Origin of the sequence: Mucilaginibacter sp. (assembly GCF_036568825.1) — a bacterium.
Classification (GTDB): Bacteria; Bacteroidota; Bacteroidia; order Sphingobacteriales; family Sphingobacteriaceae; genus Mucilaginibacter.
In genome coordinates this window covers 58,015-76,464 of the sequence record NZ_DATCRU010000007.1, presented here as the reverse complement: position 1 = coordinate 76,464, position 18,450 = coordinate 58,015, and the positions used below count along the sequence as shown (strand labels likewise).

Genomic DNA, 18,450 nt, shown 5'->3' with positions numbered 1-18,450 from the left:
TTGTTTCGGTTTCTTCAAAAATAGAGGTATAATAAATGACCATAAGCTTTGTTTGTGTGAGCCATAGATGGAAGGTTTTTTATTTGTTACCTGTCCTTATTTTAATTGCGCTGATAATTTCTTCGTGCCAGAAAAAAGAAACAGAGCAACCGCTGTTCGAATTACTGCCGTCATCACAAACCAATGTCCATTTTGTAAATAAACTGAGTGATGAAGATGCCCCCGGAATTTTAAAATATTTATATTTTTATAATGGTGGTGGCGTTGCCGTAGGAGATATTAATAATGATGGCTTACCTGACATTTATTTTACCTCAAATAAAAAAGGTGGCAATAAACTCTACCTGAATAAGGGCAATTATCAGTTTGAAGATATCACAAATAAAGCTGGTGTTGACGGTACCGCCGATTGGTGTACAGGCGTTACGATGGCCGATGTAAATAATGACGGTTATCTTGATATCTACGTTTGTGCAGTTGCAGGAAAGCTTGATTTGAAAGGCCATAACCTGCTCTATATCAATAATCATGATGGTACGTTTACGGAACGTTCTGCCGAATACGGCCTCGACTTCTCAGGCTATTCAACCCAAGCTGCCTTTTTTGATTATAACCACGATGGTAAGCTGGATTGTTTTCTGCTCAATCAATCTAACCACTCTGTCGAGACCTATGGGGATACTAGTCTGCGCAGGAAAGTAAATAACCAGGCAGGCAGTAAATTGTACCTGAACCAAAACGGGCATTTTGTTGATGTTACGCTTAAATCGGGTATCTACAGCAGTGCATTAGGCTACGGTTTAGGTGTGGCTGTTGGCGATTTGAATAATGACGGTTGGGAAGATATTTACGTAGGTAACGATTTTCACGAGAACGATTATTATTACATCAATAATCACAACGGCACATTTACCGAGGCAGGCGCAAAGCACTTTAACCATTACAGCCGTTTCAGCATGGGTAATGATATGGCAGACTTTAATAATGATGGCCAACTGGATATTGTGACTGCTGACATGCTGCCCGGCGATGAGAAAATACTGAAGACCTATGTCGGTGACGAATCATACGATCAGTATAAAGTGAAAATACTGAATGGTGGCTTTCAATATCAATATTCACGAAATTGCCTGCAAAAAAATCTTGGGAATGGAGAGGCCTTCAGTGAAGTTGGTTTGATGGATGGCGTCGATGCGACTGATTGGAGCTGGAGCCCATTACTGGCTGATTTCGATAATGATGGAATAAAGGACCTGTTCATAGCCAACGGAATTAAGCGCAGGCCCACAGATATGGATTATGTAAGCTTTATTTCCAATTTCTCGGTACAGGCCATACTCAATTCATCGCACCAGTTGGATCACACTGTAATTGATAAAATGCCGGGCGGGGAATCTCATAGCTATATTTTTAAAGGTACATCCAGCGAGAAATTTATTGATAAAAGTCTGCTGTGGGGAGTTAAAGATGCAATGATCTCAAACGGCGCTGCCTATGCCGACCTCAATAATGATGGTCATCTCGATTTAGTGACCAACAACATGAATCATGAGGCCTGTATCTACAAAAATCAATCAAAAGGCACACATTACATTAGCTTGAAATTTAATGGTAAAGAAGATAATCGATTTGGAATAGGAGCTAAAGCCTATGCATTCTCAGGCGGGCACATGCAATACGAACAACTAATGCTAACCCGCGGTTTCCAATCATCTGTAGAACCAAAATTGCATTTTGGCTTGGGCAATACTCCAAAAGTAGATAGTTTACTGATTATTTGGCCTGATCAGACCTACCAGGTTATCAGAAATGTAAAATCAGATCAGACTTTGACGGCCGACCAGAAAAATGCTGCCGGTCATTTTAATTATAGCAAATTCTTTCCGCCTAAGGCGCCCATGTTTACTAATATCACTAAACAGGTGGGTATCAAATGGCAACACCAGGAAGACAACTTTGTCGATTTCAATTTGCAACCGTTAATACCGCATATGCAATCGCAGGAAGGGCCAAGAATGGCTGTTGCAGATGTGAATGGCGATGGATTGGACGACTTTTATATCTGCGGTGCAAAAGGCCAGCCAGGAGCATTATTTATTCAGCAATCGGATGGCAGGTTCAAACAATCTCAGCAGCCAGCATTTGTAAACGATGCCTTGAGTGAAGGTGTTGATGCTGTTTTCCTGGATGCAAATCACGATGGTTTTCCTGACTTGTATGTAGTCAGCGGTGGCAGTGAGTTACCCGATGGAGAAGCGGCTCTGGCTGATCATTTATATATTAACGATGGTAAAGGAAATTTTAAGGAATCAAATGATATCCCTGTAATTAGATTGAATAAGTCGGCGGTAGCGGTTGCTGATATCAACCATGATGGATATCCTGATATTTTCGTTGCAGGTGCTCCCCCTGTGTTGGGTTATGGAACAATACCCGAATCTTATCTTTTGATGAATGATGGTCATGGACATTATCAAAAAGCGCAGATACCGGATGAATTGAAATATGCCGGACTTATTCGATCTGCCGGCTTCGCGGATATGAACGGAGATGGCTGGCCCGATTTGGTTGTAGCTGGTGAATGGATGCCTGTAAAAATATTCATGAATCACAAAGGAAAACTTGTGCAACAGCATGATGATGAACTGGATAAACTCTCAGGGTGGTGGCAACGTATTGCCTTGGCTGATGTGGATGGTGATGGTAAAACAGACATCATAGCCGGTAACTATGGCTGGAATTCAAAATTAAAACCGACAGCTGAAGATCCTGTAAAACTATTTTTAACTGACCTGGACAAAAATGGTACTATCGACCCAATGCTCACTTACAGTATCGACAAAAAGGACTATACCTTTTTAGGCAAAGGAGATATTGAAAAACAAGTGCCTATTCTTAAAAAGAAGTACTTGTACTACCACGATTTTGCCGGGAAAACGGTGCAGGAAATATTTGGAGATTCACTGAGCAATAAGCCTTGGATAGCCAATTCATTTACGTCAGGCATATTCTACAATAAGGGACACGGTAATTTTCAATTTAAGGCTTTGCCATCCAATATGCAGGTGGCGCCGCTGTTTGGGCTGGCTGCATTACCGGGTATGGGAATAATAACAGGAGGAAATTACTCCGGCGTAGTGCCTTTTGAGGGGCGTTACGATGCAGATTATGGCGATGTTTTGCTGATAGATAAAACAAGAAATTATAAATTTATTTCACCTATAGCGTCAGAGTTTTTAGTAAGGGGGGAAGTGCGTGATATTAAGGCCATCCGTACAGCCAAAGGGACGATCTATGCGGTGGCGATAAATAACAGACCAATTGAATTTTTCAAACCAAACTAACAGAAATGAATAAAATATACAGGTTATTGGTAGGTATAGCTGTTTTGTACAGTTCGGTTGTGCATGCACAAGATGAGTGGGTGATAAAGGCAGACAAGATCGATCCGTCAGACTATTATGGCGTTACAGTTGCTAATGGTATGATCGGCATCGTATCGTCACCAGAGCCATTTAAAGTGAAAAATGTGGTGCTGGCTGGTGCGTATGATCTTTATGGGAGGGGCAGGGTGAGTAATTTCCTGAATAGCTTTAACCTGCTCAATATGTATTTGGAGATCAATGGCCACAGGGTTGAGGCAAAGAATATCCACAATTTTAAACAGGAACTGGATATGCAGCATGCTGCTTTCACCACCACATTTGATTATAGTGACGAGGCCTCTATCAAATACACCTACTATTCTCTGCGCCATCTGCCTTTTACTGTCTTAATGGATATTTCCATCACCGCTAAAAAGCCTATCAACATCACTACTGCCAGCATTATGGAAGCGCCGGATGCTTTAAAGGATGTACAGAATTATTATAATGAGATTGATCGTCCACATGTGACCATCAGTCTGCTCACTTCAACTGCAAAAAGTCCTACCGGCAAATTGCTGTTGTGTGCATCAAATACTTTCCTGTTTAATGAAGCTCATGGACAGGAACCCCGTGTGATCCACGAAATGTGGGACAATAACATGCACCTGATGAAGTTCAGCAAAAAGATCGATGCTGGCCAAACCTATAAATATGCCGTTGCCGGATCATCCATTACTTCTGCACATGATGCTGACCCGCTGAACCAGGCTGAACGTTTAACCATGTTCGCCAAACTGGAAGGTCGCGACCGTTTGGTGCAATACCACGAAAAAGCCTGGGATGAACTCTGGAAAAGCGATATCAAAGTTGAAGGCGATCCTCAATCGCAGCAAGATATACATAGCATGTTATATCACCTGTATTCATTCTCGCGTGCGGGAACTGCTTATTCGCCTTCGCCAATGGGTTTATCGGGTTTAGGCTACAATGGGCATGTGTTTTGGGATGCCGATTTGTGGATGTATCCTGCCTTATTGGTGTTACATCCTGAGATAGCCAAATCATTGGTTGAATACCGTTATCAACGTTTGGTTGTTGCTAAGCAAAACGCTTTTTCTCACGGCTATAAAGGCGCTATGTTCCCATGGGAGAGTGCCGACAGCGGGGTAGAAGAAACGCCTGTGTGGGCATTGAGCGGGCCTTTTGAACATCACATCACAGCCTGTGTTGCCTTTGCTGCCTGGAATTACTATTGTGTAACCCAGGATAAGCAATGGCTGCAGGAAAAAGGCTGGCCAATATTATCCGCCACTGCCGATTTTTGGGCAAGCAGGGTAGAACGGAATGGCCCCGGGCATTATGATATCAAAGACGTAGTTGCAGCCGATGAATGGGCTGAAAATATAGACAACGATGCCTTTACCAATGCTGCTGCCATTGCCAACTTACGCAATGCTGCCGAAGCAGCTAAAATATTAGGTCTTAAAGCTGACCCGGATTGGGAAGTGGTGGCTCAAAATATTCCAATCCTGAAAATGGATAATGGAGTAACCAAAGAATTTGCATCTTATAAAGGCGAAGGTATTAAACAAGCCGATGTTAACCTGCTTGCTTATCCACTGAAAACCATTACCGACCAGGCGCAAATAAAGAAAGACCTGGAATACTACGAAACACGTGTGCCAAATGAAGGTACGCCGGCAATGACACAGGGCATATTCGCGTTATTATATTCAAGGCTCGGTAATGGGGATAAAGCATTACATTTTTTTAAAGATGCTTATGAGCCAAATCTTAATCCACCGTTCAGGGTGATTGCTGAGACTAAAGGCGGTACCAATCCTTATTTTGCAACCGGAGCCGGAGGCATAGTTCAAAGCTTGTTGATGGGTTTCGGCGGACTGGATATAACACCTCAGGGAATTGTTCAGGTGAAGAGCACCCTGCCAGCTAAATGGAAATCGGTAACAATAACCGGTGTTGGGGTGGACAAGAAGACCTATACCATCAAATGACCAATTTAAACTATTAATATTTATGAGACGTTTTTTATTTTTTGTGCTGATCGCCACTGTGTTTTTTACCTCGTGTAAAAAGCCAGACTATGAGAAGATACTGCATGACCCAACCCTGTACAGCCGGACCGTTCATGATCTTAATGCCGTAGTAATGGGTAATAACTTTTCACCGGTGGTAGCTTCCCGCAACTATGCCTATGCTGCTATTGCAGGCTATGAAGTAATTGCTGCAGGTCACCCCGATAAATATAATTCGTTAGTAGGGCAGGTTAACGGATTGACCAAAGTAGCTAAGCCAGCTGCGGGTGAAAAGATAGATTACGAATACGCATCCATCCTGGCGTTTTGTAAAGTAGGCGAGGCGGTAACCTTTCCAGAAGGCAGTATGAAGGATTATACCGACAGCCTGCACCAGGTCGCAGTTACTCATGGCATGCCTTCAGAAATGATCACCAATTCCGAAAATTATGCCAATGCAGTTGCTGCTTCTATTATGGCGTGGAGCAAAAAGGATAATTATGCCAAAACCAGGAGCGCTCCTAAGTTTGCTGTAAACGACTCCGCATGGAGATGGGTTCCAACCCCTCCTGCTTATTCGGAAGCCATTGAACCGCATTGGGGTGAGATCAGGACGATGGTAATGCACGATGCGAAGGAGTATAGCTGTCCGCCGCCACCGACCTTCAATGTTACCGATCCTAAAAGCCAGTACTACAAGGAGGTGATTTATATAAAAAATACAGTCGATAGCCTGAGCCCTGAGCAGGCGCACATCGCTGATTTTTGGGATGATAATCCAGGCAAATTAAATGTATCGGGCCATGTGATGTTTGTGACTAAGAAATTCTCACCCCCGGGGCATTGGATGAGCATTGTAGGTATTGGGGCTCAAAAAGTTAATGCTGATTTTAATACTACAGTATGTGCATATGCAAAAACCGCTATCGCTTTGTTTGATGCCTTTATTGAGTCGTGGACGGCCAAGTACGTTTATAAGACAGCACGTCCTGAAACCATTATCAATAAGTTTTTTGATAAGAATTGGCGACCGCATTTACAAACACCACCATTCCCGGAATACACGTGTGGCCACTGTACTATATCAGCAGCAGCAGCGGAGGCGCTTACCAGTGTATTAGGAGATCATATTGCTTACACTGATACATCCGAACTGGAGTTCGGGATAAAAAATCGCTCCTATAAATCATTCAAAGATGCAGCGGAAGAAAATGTCCTGGCGCGGTTTTACGGCGGTATACACTTTCATAATTCCTGTATAGTGTCACATGGTTTCGGTACGGTTGTAGGCGACTCTGTTGTTAAGAAACTGATGATGAAAAAGTAAAGTTTTGATATTAAGATTTGTGAAAGGCAGCTGAATAAATGGCTGCCTTTTTTTATTTTGGTAAACCAATTTAACCAGCCCTATGATGCGCTATATCTTACCTTTTATTCTTAGCTGTTTAATTATTTGTGGCTGCAGCAATAATCAGTCTCAATCAGACCAAGCTTCACAATCAACAACGAAAACTGATTCAATACCCGATTGGGCATTGCTTCCATTTAAAAAGCTGGACAGCGTGAACCCAATTTTACAGCCAGGTACTGCAAGCTTTACCGATCCGATACGCAAAACCAAAGTTCTATGGGAAGAAAAGGATGTGTTTAATCCGGCGATAGTTCAGAAGGGTGGTAAAGTATATATGCTTTATCGCGCCCAGGATAAAATAGGAAAGCCAGGTGGTACATCACGAATTGGTTTAGCAGTGAGTACAGACGCCGTTCACTTTACCCGCATGCCCGCACCTGTACTGTACCCGGATAATGACCAGTATAAAAAACTGGAATGGGAGGGCGGTTGTGAAGATCCGCGTGTGGTTGAAGATAGCCTAGGTACTTATTATATGACTTATACAGCATATGACGGCCAAACTGCACGATTACTGGAAGCCACCTCAAAAGACCTGCAACACTGGGCAAAACACGGCAGTGTATTTGCAAAAGCTTATAGTGGCAAATATGCGAAGTTGTGGAGTAAATCCGGTTCTATTGTCTCGGTTTATAAAGATGGTCAGCCAGTGGCTGTCAAAATCAATGGTAAATACTGGATGTATTGGGGCGATACACAAATATGGTGTGCTTATTCAGATAATCTGCTTGACTGGACGCCGGTAGAAATGAAGGCGGGTGAGCATCCGCCGGTAAAACTAAGATCGCAAGCCTTAACCATGCCAGATCTGAAAGTAGTATTACCAACCCGTGAAGGCAAGTTTGATAGCGACCTGGTTGAATCAGGACCTCCGGCAATGCTAACCGATAAAGGGATACGGCTTATCTACAATAGCAGAAATATGAGAGAGTACGGTGATAAATCATTACCCGATGGTACTTATGCTGCTGCTCAGGTATTATTTGATAAGAACGACCCAACGAAGATCATCAGGCGTATGGATACCTGGTTTATACGTCCTGAAAAACCTTATGAAATAACCGGGCAGGTGAACCAGGTTTGTTTCCTGGAGGGATTAACTGAGTTTAAAAACGTATGGTATTTATACTATGGTACAGCTGATTCGAAAATTGCGGTGGCCGCCAGTAAATAACATCAGGCAATTTCTGTTGCCAACATACTTATTCCCTGGACCTGTAAAGTATAACCAGCTCTGAAAATATCAATGGCCTCATTCACAGCTCTTTTTTGTTCTAAAAGTATGTGCAGTTGTTCTACCGTTGGGATGTGGTTAAAAAGGTAGGCATTGTATTTCCTGGCAGCATTAAGTTCATTTTTCAATATTGTGCTGACCATAGCCTGATCGCTTTTTGACTGAGCTACACTTTTTACAAGCTTAACCAATAATGGCTTGATCTTATTTAATGCATTACGATCTTTCCTGCTTTTGTCCCGAAAGCCTTCTTTAAGTGTGATCGCAAATTCAGTACGTTCAGAAGCCAGTTTGTCGGCAATTTCCTTTAATTCTGACAGGTCAGATTGACTGGCCAGCTTTTTATAATTTTCTGCGCAGGTATGCAGAGATGCAATCAGGTCATTTAAATATTTTGGATGATCTGATCGCTTGTTTTTAAGCGCAGCCAGGTTATCAGCATTGATTTTGATCACTTTTTCCATATACTCCACAGTAATGAACACCGTAGCATAACATTACAAGCGCAATATAGTTTTTTTAATTAAAAATAAAAAGACCACTCTTTTAAGGAAAGTGGTCTTTCATATGTCTGCACATTACCTGATTATCTCGACGCATTGCGCGGATCCAGCTTGGATTTTAGCTGATACTCCTGTGGTGGAGTTCCTCCTAGTAAGTTCTTTACGAAATAATCCCAGCGGCGACGCATCATGTATGGCGAAAAGCCCCCGTAGCCATGTGCGGCATTTGGGAAAACGACTAAGTCGTAATCCTTGTTCGCTTTTTCCAGTGCTTCAACCACCAATAAAGTATTTTGTGGTGGAACATTATCATCCATTAAACCATGTGCGAGCATTAATTTGCCTTTCAAGTTTTTAGCATAGTTCTCATTAGCCTGTGCATCGTAGTTAGAGTTATTTACCAAGCCATCATATCTTTCGCCCCAATCATCCTCATAATTACGGTTATCGTGGTTGCCGGATTCTGAGATACCAACTTTAAAGAAATCAGGGTAACGAAACATGGCAGTCGCTGTAGCAAAACCACCGCCCGAGTGGCCCCAGATACCTACACGGGTAGTATCCAAATAGCCATACTTTTCTGCCAGTTGTTTAATGCCCGCTATCTGGTCTGGCAGAGTATTTTCGGCCATGTTGCCATAGCTCATATCATGGAAGCTCTTTGAACGCAATGGATTACTTGTGCCTTCTATTGCTACAACTATAAAACCTAATTCAGCCAAAGCCTGGTTATCGCCCCTTGAAGCAGAGAACGACCAACTGCCAACACTTCCGCCTTGCGGGCCCGGGTAGATGTAATCTATTACCGGGTATTTTTTATTCTGATCAATTTTGGTTGGCGTAAACATTAAACCATAAATATCGGTTTTGCCATCATGTGCAATCAGTTTAACCGGAGTTGGCGCATGCCAGCCGGTAGCTTCAAGCCTTGATATGTCTGTTTTTTCGAGGTCGGTGATTATTTTACCATTCAGGTCTCTTAAAACAGTTACAGGAGGCACATTCGGTTGTGAATAGCTGTCGATAAAATAGTTCTCAGAAGGCGAGAAGGTTACCTGGTGATTGCCAACTTCAGGAGTAAGCACAGCGAAATGTTTACCATCGAAGCCTACTTTACATAGCTGGCTGAAATAAGGGTTTTCAGCCTCGCGTCCGTCGGCGATGAAGTATACTACACGGTTTTTCTCGTCTAATTTTAATAATTGTGTAACTACCCAATTGCCTTTAGTGATCTGGTTTTTTACTTTTCCGGTAGTTGCATCATATAGATACAAATGTCCCCAATTGTCGCGTTCTGAAAACCAGATGATCTCCTTAGTTTTAGACAGATAACGCCAGTTGATAGTACCCCAGCCGGATTCATACTGAGTCGGTACTGATTCTTCAAACACCTCTCTGACTTTTCCGGTAGCTGCATCAGCTATGCGCATTTTCTCCACTTTATGATCGCGAGAGGTAGAAACGAAAGCCAGCTGACTTGCGTCCGGACTCCAATCCACATCATCGAAAGTGCCGCTGCTTGAAATATCATCACTTAAGGTTGCCCTGTGCGGATCAGGAGCTACATCCAAATTGATCACTTTAGGTTCATCAACATTAATAATAACACGGTGGATCATCGCAATTTCCTTATCGCCTGGTAATGGATATTTCCATTCTTTTAGTTTTGGTTTGCCTACATTGGTCGAAACCAGGTACATATCGCTTGCATTGCGTTGATCTTGTTTGAAAGTCGCAATCTTTTTTGAATCAGGCGACCAGCGCAGAATGGCTGCATCGCTGTGTTTCCAGCCAGCATTATCGGTAGCATATCCAAAGTCTTTTATACCATCGGTGGTTAATTGGATTTCCTTATGGCTTACTTCATCACGTACCCACAGGTTATAATCTTTTATGTAAGCAACCTTTTTACCATCCGGCGATGTAACTTCTATTTCAGCTCTTCTTCGTCCACGACTTCTTTCTTTGCCTGTTTTTGTATGCGAGTCATCAGGCTGACAAGCATAGGTTTGCAGGTTGCAGCTCCATTGTTTCCCATCGGCCTCAAAAATTACTGCTTTACCATCAGCTGAAAAGCTGATAGAGTTGAATGGCAGCATATCGGCTTCGTATTGTTTACCGGTAGCTTTTGATAAAGAAGCTGCTAATTTTTGCTGATCAAATGCTGCCGCGCGTGTTTTTTTAGCGGGGTCAACCAATATAAACTCACTGCCTTTTGCAGTTAGTACACGATACCAGAATTTATCACCGTCAAACCATACCGCATTTACGTTTTCATGGTCGATGAGCGGGGCGGTGTTATAATTTAGAAATTTTTCGGCGTGTTCGTAATCTTTTGCGGTTAACTGAGGCCCTTGCTGGGCATTAACCGTTGCCGCCAACGCCAGGAGTGGTATAGCGAGGAGTAATTTGTTCATGATGATCAGTTAAAAATTATCGGATGCAAATTAATGTTTTTTATACTTAATTGGCATGTGTAATAAGTTTGTGGCAAAATAAAAATGAGGCATAATCAGGAAGCATCAAACTGAATATCCCATATGATGATGCGTTTATCATCGCTTACAGAAATGAGGTGATTTCCGTCCCATGCAAGTTTATTTATAGATAATACATGGCCCGGATAGCCTTTTTCACGACTGATGATCTTGTATAATTTGAAATCATCAGCACCCCATATTTTGATGCTTTTATCCATACTTGCTGTCGCGAAGTAGGGTAATGATGGATGAAACGCGATATGATTTACAGCAAACATATGAGCAGGAATGTTTTTGACAAGCTCGAAGTTTAGTGCATCCCATATTTTGATTTGTGCATCACGCGAACCGGATACTAAATAGCTGCCATCCGGCGCATATTGAACAGCGAATACTGCCATGGTATGACCATGAAGACTTTTAATAAGAGAATAGTCCTCTACGTCATACATCTTAATGGAGTTATCCCTGCAACCAAAAACCACTTGTTTTTCATCCGGAGAAACACTGATACTGCGAATAGTATCCTGGGAAACCGGAATGGTATAAATTTTTTGCAGGTCTTTCAGGTTCCATACTGACACAGTACCATCTTCGGAAGCTACCAGCAATTCGCTTTTTCGTTGAACTGATTTAATGTCGAAGATAGGCGCCTGATGGCCGTGTAAAACGTGAGTGATCTTTTGTTCGATAAAGTTGAAAACCAACACATGGCCGCTTCGTAATCCTGCGAAAAGGAGAGGATAACCTTGCGGACAGTAAATTGCATAAACAGATGCCTTCACCGGGAACATTACCTTAATAAAGGCATTATCCTTCAGGCTCCATTCCACCAACCCTTTATCATTTCCGCCGGTGAATAATATGCCCGGCTTTTGAGATAGCTCCAGTGAAAATATCGGGTTACCGTGGCCGGTGAGTTCTGCTATTTTAGTTGTGGTGATCATTTTGTCAGTTTGCAGTTTGCAGTGGGTAGTTTGCAGTTAAACTTACTGCCCACTGCAAACAGGCAACTGCCAACTTATTTATGCCTGCTTTCCAAATTCTTAGCAATAGTCTCCAGGCTAAGGCCTTTTTCGCGTAGCAGAACAATCAAATGGAAAACCAGGTCAGATGCTTCGTTGATCATATCTGTTTCTGTTTCCGCCAACGCAGCTATTACAGTTTCTACGCCTTCTTCACCTACTTTTTGGGCTATTTTATTCAGGCCTTTTTCACGTAGTTTATTTACATACGAGCCTTCCTGCGGATTCTCATAGCGGTCGTTAACAATCTGCTCTAGTTGCAGAATGAAATTCTGATTGTATTCCGTATTAAAGCAGCTTCTTGCCCCGGTATGGCAGGTAGGGCCGTCGGCTTTTACTTTTATTAATAAAGTATCATTGTCGCAATCCTGCGCTATGCTTTTTACATGGAGGAAATTGTTACTTGTTTCGCCTTTTGTCCACAAACGATTTTTTGAGCGCGAGAAGAAGGTAACAATATTTTCCTTAACAGTTTTATCATAGGCTTCCTGGTTCATATAGCCAAGCATCAACACTTCAAGAGTGTGCTCATCCTGTATGATCACCGGAACTAAACCGTCGCTTTTGTTAAAATCAATAGCCATTTTATGTTTTTATTATAGGTTTCTCTCTGAAGAGGCTAGGAGAGGTTTCTTATCTCAATATGATTTTGCTTTAATATCTCTTTCAGATCAGGGATCAATATTTCGCCATAGTGGAACACAGAAGCTGCTAATGCGGCATCCACATTAGCCTTTTCAAATACATCCACAAAGTGCTGCACTTTACCCGCACCGCCTGATGCAATTACCGGTATATGAACAGCGTCGTTCACCTGCTTCAAAAACTGGTTATCAAAACCGCCTTTTGTTCCGTCATGATCCATCGAGGTGAGCAATATTTCGCCCGCACCACGATCTTCTGCTTCCAGTATCCAGTCAAACGTTTCTTTTTCAGTAGGTATTCTACCGCCATTCAGGTGAACAATGTTTTTACCATCAACATGACGTGTATCAACGGCCACTACAACAAATTGAACGCCGAATGCTTTTGCTAATTCATCTATCAATGCCGGGTGGCGCACCGCTGCCGAATTGATGGATATTTTATCGGCACCTGCGTTTAAAAGAGCATCTGCATCAGCAATTTCATTAATGCCCCCACCTATAGTGAAAGGGATGTTGATCTGGCGTGCTACTGCTTTTACCAATTCCACCATCGTCTTCCGACGCTCATGTGTTGCTGTAATGTCCAGGAACACCAATTCATCAGCTCCTTGATTAGAATAGTTCCAGGCCAATTCAACCGGGTCACCTGCATCGCGCAAGTCTACAAAGTTCACACCTTTTACTGTGCGCCCATCTTTAACGTCCAGACAGGGAATAATCCGTTTTGCGAGGCTCATATTGAAATTAGTGATTTCAAATTCCAATTCTTGATCTCGTCTATATTGATTCGCCCTTCGTAAATCGCCTTGCCGACTACCACTGATTCCACTTTTATTTTACTCAGTTCTTCAATATCTTTCATTGAGCTAATACCGCCTGATGCGATCAGTTTGATAAATGGCGAGCGGTCAAGCAGTTTTTGATATAATTCGATACCTGCACCGGCCAGTTTTCCATCCTTATTGATATCGGTGCATAAAAAGCGGAAAAACCCCAACTGCAAACATCGGTTAACGTAGTCCATCAGTTTGATAGGGGAGCTTTCCATCCAGCCTGAGTATTTGATCACTTCGTCCAGAACATCTATCGCTACGATCACCTGGTCTGAACACTTCTCCTTTCCGCAGATTTCTTTGCTTAGATCTGGCAAAAAGCTTGGATTAGTGATTGCTTGCGTGCCAACGATTACACGGTGTACACCAGCATCGATCAGTTCTTTAACCTTATCTATGCTACGTATGCCGCCACCATATTGCACCTTCATGTCCGTTTTGCGGATCACATCAAACAAGTACTGCTGATTACTGAAGTCGTTTTTTGCACCGTTCAGGTCGATGATATGAATGAAATCGGTACCATGCGACTTGTACTTTTCGATCATTTCTTCGAGGGTAACATCATATTCGGTTACCTGCTCGTAATCACCTTCACGCAGCCTTACGACACGTTTATTTAAAATATCTATCGCCGGAATTATATACATCGTTTTATAAGTTTGAAAAGTTAGTTAGTAATGTTTCGCCAAATTTGCCCGACTTTTCGGGGTGAAACTGAACTCCAAAGAAGTTATCTCTCCAAATTGATGCCGAAAATTTTAAACTATAATTAGTTGAGGCCAACGTATATGCCGGGTTGAACTCAATAAAATATGAATGTACAAAGTAAAAATGTGATCCGATTGGAATATTTTTAAACAGCGGGCTCTCTTTTTCGCTGTAGACCTGGTTCCAGCCGGTGTGCGGAACTTTGTATTCGGCACTGTCCGTAAACCGTTTGGTTTTTATCGGAAAGATATTCAGCATGTTAGCATCACCTTCTTCTGAATGAGCGGTAAGCAGTTGCATACCGACACAAATCCCAAGCGTAGGTTTCTGTATAGCCTTTATTTTTTCAACCATACCACTTTGCTGCAACTTATTCATGGCAGCGCCGGCATGTCCTACACCGGGTATGATATAGCGGTCAAATTGTTCAAAATCTGCTTCACTATGAACCATACCATATTTTATGCCTAACCTGTCCAAAGCGGCAGTTAGTGAGAAAATATTTCCGGCACCGTATCGTATTATTCCAATCATTCAGTTTGCAGTTATTAGTTTGCAGTTGGCACATTGGTTTTGAGTCTACATCATGCAAACTGCAAACCGGCAACTGCCAACTCTTTAAAGTACTCCTTTAGTGGAAGGTAACACCATGTTATTCACATCTCGTTTAACGGCCATTTTTATTGCTTTGGCAAAAGCTTTAAAGATGGCTTCTATTTTGTGATGCTCGTTTTGTCCTTCGGCTTTGATATTTAGGTTACATTTTGCAGCGTCTGAAAATGACTTAAAGAAATGATAAAACATTTCCGTAGGCATTTCGCCGATCTTCTCACGTTTGAATTCGGCATCCCATACCAGCCAGTTTCTTCCGCCAAAGTCAATGGCTACTTGCGCAAGGCAATCATCCATTGGTAGACAGAAGCCATAACGTTCAATTCCTCTTTTATCACCTAATGCGGTGGCAAACACTTCACCTAATGCGATACCTGTATCTTCAATGGTGTGATGCTCATCGATATGCAGATCACCTTTAGCTTCAATTTCCAGATCAATATTGCCATGACGGGCGATCTGATCCAGCATGTGATCAAAGAAATGAACGCCGGTAGATACTTTGGCTGTGCCTTTGCCGTCAAGATTAAGTTTGATATAAATATCAGTTTCTTTGGTAGTGCGGCGATGTTCGGCAACACGTTCACCTACTTTCAAAAACTCGTAAACTTTTTGCCAGTCGGTTGTTTCAAGAGCGATAACATCCTCCAGAGCATCGTGTTGCTCCTGCGTAAACTCAGCACCGCCCAGGTTCGAGCCATTGTTTAACCAGATGGCTTTTGCGCCTATATTTTTAGCCAGTAAAATATCGTTTTTGCGGTCACCGATAGTAAATGAACCTTTTAGGTCATATTGATCATTACCAATATATTGGGTAAGCAATACTGTACCTGGCTTACGGGTAGGAGCGTTCTCATGCGGAAAAGTTCTGTCGATAGCAAAATGCGAAAACTTTACGCCTTCATTTTCAAATGCTTTCACAACGAAGTTCTGTATTGGCCAGAAAGTATCTTCAGGATACGACGATGTGCCTAAACCATCCTGGTTGGTCACCATCACTAGTTCAAAATCCAGTTCCTTTGCAATTTTGGATAGCCACGGTAAAGCACCCGGGTAGAATTCAAGTTTTGCAAACGAGTCGATTTGCTCGTCTGCTGTTTCCAATATCAGCGTACCATCGCGGTCTATAAATAATACTTTTTTTGGTGCGCTCATTTATAGTTTTTTAAAGCTTGTAATAAGATGTTGTTTTCGTCAGATGTTCCAACTGTCACCCGCAAACAGCCTTCGCAAAGAGTCACTTTTGAACGGTCGCGAACAATGATACCTTGTTCCACGAGGTAAGTATAAATGCCCCGTGGATCAGTTGTTTTCACCAGTATAAAATTAGCATCCGAAGGATAAATATCGACCACGAAATCGTAATCTTTTAATTCAAGTACCAATTTATCGCGCTGTACCAAAGTTTCTTTGATCCAACCATTTACCTGGTCGACGTTTTCTAACGCTTTCAAAGCAAGCTGCTGTGATGCATCATTGATGTTATAAGGAGGTTTTACCTTATTCATTATCTCAATGATCTCTTCGCTGGCAAAAGCCATGCCTACACGCAAACCCGCCAGACCCCATGCCTTTGAAAGAGTTTGCAAAACTACCAGGTTGGCATATTCTGTTAGTTCCTGAATAAAGGTTTTCTGTCTGCTGAAGTTGATGTAAGCCTCATCAACCACTACAATTCCATTGAAGTTTGCAAGGAGCGTTTCGACATCGTCGCGGTTCATCGAATTGCCCGTCGGATTGTTCGGTGAGCAAACGAAGATGATTTTGGTGTGATTGTCGATTGCCTCTGCAATACCTTCCAGGTTTAATTGGAATTCTTCTGTAAGCGGTACTTTCTTTATTTTGATGTCATTGATATTGGCCGATACCTCATACATGCCATAAGTTGGCGGCACGAGAATTACATTGTCAACACCCGGATTGCAGAATGCTCTTACCAAAATATCTATCGCCTCATCACTGCCATTACCTAAAAAGATATTTCGAGGTGGAACACCTTTGATCTCACTCAAACGCTTTTTTACCTCGTACTGTAAAGGATCAGGGTAGCGATTATAATTCTGCTCTAGTGGAGAACCGAATGCATTTTCATTAGCATCCAGGTAAACGCTGGCCTCACCCTGGAACTCATCACGTGCGGATGAATAGGGGGTTAGGTTTTTAATATTTTCTCTTAATATATTGTTGATGTCAAACATTGTCTTATTTCATTTTGAACACGATTGAACGATTTTATTGATTTTTAAGATTGATCCTGGTCATCTATTTAATCCTTTAATCGTGTTCTTACACTTATTGCATTCTTGTGCGCCTGTAAACCTTCCAATTCAGCCAAAACCTCTACTGTGCGGCCTATGCTTTGTATCCCTTCAGGACTGATGTGCTGAAACGTAATCTTCTTAACAAAAGAATCAACCGATACACCCGAGTAAGCCCGCGCATAAGCACTTGTCGGCAAGGTGTGATTGGTCCCTGAGGCATAATCACCCGCACTTTCCGGCGTTAAATTTCCTAAGAATACAGAGCCTGCATTGATGATCTTCCCTGTTATTTGCTGCCATTGATCGGTAGCCAATATCAAATGTTCCGGTGCATATTCATTGCTGAATTGCATGGCTTCATTTAAGTCATTTGCTACAACGATATAGGAGTTATCAATCGCCTTTCCTGCTATTATAGCACGTGGTAATACTGGTAATTGCTTATTGAGTTCTTCAACTGTTTTTTCTGCAAACTGATGTGAAGTAGTAACCAATACTGATTGACTATCAACTCCATGTTCAGCTTGTGCTAGTAAGTCGGCAGCTACATAGGAAGGTATGGCGCTTTCATCAGCTATTACCAAAACTTCCGATGGCCCGGCGGGCATATCGATAGCGGTATTGGTAGTAGATTGAATAATCGTTTTTGCTTTGGTAACATATTGATTACCTGGGCCAAATATCTTGTCAACTTTAGGGATACTTTCAGTGCCATATGCCATAGCTGCAACCGCTTGTGCGCCACCTGTGAGGTATACCTTTTCTACTCCCAGTAACTGAGCTACATAAGCGATGTAAGCATTGATTTTACCATCTTTTTGAGGTGGAGAGCATACCACGATCTCATGACAGCCTGCAATTCGGGCAGGTATTCCCAACATTAAGAAAGTACTTGGTAAAACAGCCGTTCCACCCGGGATATAAAGACCAACTCTTTCAATAGGCCTCAACTCGCGCCAGCAGGTTACACCGGGCATGGTTTCTACCTTTGATTCGGTGTGAAGCTGCGTTTCGTGAAACTTCTTGATATTGTTGTAAGCAGTATCAAGTGCATTCTTTTGCTCCGGCTGCAGTTCAGAAGCGAGTTGAGCCAACTCATCTTTTCCAATAAACAAACTTTTCAGTTCAACCTTATCAAATTTAGCAGCATAATCCAGTAAAGCAGCATCGCCATGGATGCGGACATTGTTGATAATGTCTTCAACCACATTGCGTATTTCATCTGCCGGATCAACATTGCGCTGAACCAATTTTTGAATATCCTGTTTGCTTAAATCTGAATAGTTGTATGTCCTCATTGTTCAGTTTGCAGTGTGCAGTGTGCAGTTG

At 42.3% G+C, this 18,450-nt stretch carries 14 protein-coding genes; 4 read left to right on the top strand and 10 right to left on the bottom strand.

The features are described 5' to 3' along the window. The first annotated feature begins 35 nt into the window (after positions 1-35). The 4 genes from VIM89_RS01820 (at position 36) to VIM89_RS01805 (ending at position 7,989) form a co-directional block, all read left to right on the top strand. Complete coding sequence (locus VIM89_RS01820; RefSeq protein WP_488154414.1) at positions 36-3,344, top strand: VCBS repeat-containing protein; 3,309 nt, start codon at positions 36-38, stop codon at positions 3,342-3,344. A 5-nt stretch (positions 3,345-3,349) separates the two neighbouring features. Next, positions 3,350-5,383: a kojibiose hydrolase gene (locus VIM89_RS01815; RefSeq protein ID WP_488154413.1), complete on the top strand. Its 2,034-nt coding sequence runs from the start codon at positions 3,350-3,352 to the stop codon at positions 5,381-5,383. Positions 5,384-5,405: 22 nt separating this feature from the next. Beyond that, positions 5,406-6,731 (top strand): vanadium-dependent haloperoxidase, encoded by a 1,326-nt coding sequence (locus VIM89_RS01810; RefSeq protein ID WP_488154412.1) that lies wholly within the window; start codon positions 5,406-5,408, stop codon positions 6,729-6,731. 82 nt (positions 6,732-6,813) lie between these two features. Then, positions 6,814-7,989, top strand: coding sequence for a glycoside hydrolase family 130 protein (locus VIM89_RS01805; protein WP_488154411.1), 1,176 nt, complete (start codon positions 6,814-6,816; stop codon positions 7,987-7,989). Positions 7,990-7,991: 2 nt separating this feature from the next. Here the strand turns inward: VIM89_RS01805 and VIM89_RS01800 are convergent, their stop codons facing one another. The 10 genes from VIM89_RS01800 to hisD form a co-directional block, all read right to left on the bottom strand. After that, complete coding sequence (locus VIM89_RS01800; RefSeq protein WP_488154410.1) at positions 7,992-8,513, bottom strand: hypothetical protein; 522 nt, start codon at positions 8,511-8,513, stop codon at positions 7,992-7,994. Positions 8,514-8,635: 122 nt separating this feature from the next. Further along, on the bottom strand, positions 8,636-10,969 hold the full coding sequence (locus tag VIM89_RS01795) for a S9 family peptidase (protein ID WP_488154409.1): 2,334 nt from the start codon (positions 10,967-10,969) through the stop codon (positions 8,636-8,638). Between the two features lie 95 nt (positions 10,970-11,064). Beyond that, positions 11,065-11,979: a WD40 repeat domain-containing protein gene (locus VIM89_RS01790; RefSeq protein WP_488154408.1), complete on the bottom strand. Its 915-nt coding sequence runs from the start codon at positions 11,977-11,979 to the stop codon at positions 11,065-11,067. Positions 11,980-12,053: 74 nt separating this feature from the next. Further along, the gene (gene hisIE, locus VIM89_RS01785; RefSeq protein ID WP_488154407.1) at positions 12,054-12,641 is read right to left on the bottom strand and encodes a bifunctional phosphoribosyl-AMP cyclohydrolase/phosphoribosyl-ATP diphosphatase HisIE; all 588 of its coding nucleotides are present in this window, start codon (positions 12,639-12,641) and stop codon (positions 12,054-12,056) included. 35 nt (positions 12,642-12,676) lie between these two features. Then, complete coding sequence (hisF, locus tag VIM89_RS01780; RefSeq protein WP_488154406.1) at positions 12,677-13,441, bottom strand: imidazole glycerol phosphate synthase subunit HisF; 765 nt, start codon at positions 13,439-13,441, stop codon at positions 12,677-12,679. After that, on the bottom strand, positions 13,438-14,187 hold the full coding sequence (locus tag VIM89_RS01775; protein ID WP_488154405.1) for a 1-(5-phosphoribosyl)-5-[(5-phosphoribosylamino)methylideneamino]imidazole-4-carboxamide isomerase: 750 nt from the start codon (positions 14,185-14,187) through the stop codon (positions 13,438-13,440). Before VIM89_RS01775 ends, hisF begins: the two co-directional genes overlap by 4 nt. Positions 14,188-14,191: 4 nt before the next feature. Further along, entirely contained in the window at positions 14,192-14,782 is a 591-nt protein-coding gene (gene hisH / locus VIM89_RS01770) for an imidazole glycerol phosphate synthase subunit HisH (RefSeq protein ID WP_488154404.1), read from the bottom strand. Positions 14,783-14,866: 84 nt separating this feature from the next. Continuing rightward, positions 14,867-16,015, bottom strand: coding sequence for a bifunctional histidinol-phosphatase/imidazoleglycerol-phosphate dehydratase HisB (gene hisB, locus VIM89_RS01765; protein ID WP_488154403.1), 1,149 nt, complete (start codon positions 16,013-16,015; stop codon positions 14,867-14,869). Further along, complete coding sequence (gene hisC, locus VIM89_RS01760) at positions 16,012-17,058, bottom strand: histidinol-phosphate transaminase (protein WP_488154402.1); 1,047 nt, start codon at positions 17,056-17,058, stop codon at positions 16,012-16,014. Before hisC ends, hisB begins: the two co-directional genes overlap by 4 nt. A gap of 68 nt (positions 17,059-17,126) precedes the next feature. Further along, entirely contained in the window at positions 17,127-18,419 is a 1,293-nt protein-coding gene (gene hisD / locus VIM89_RS01755; protein WP_488154401.1) for a histidinol dehydrogenase, read from the bottom strand. Positions 18,420-18,450 lie beyond the last annotated feature (31 nt).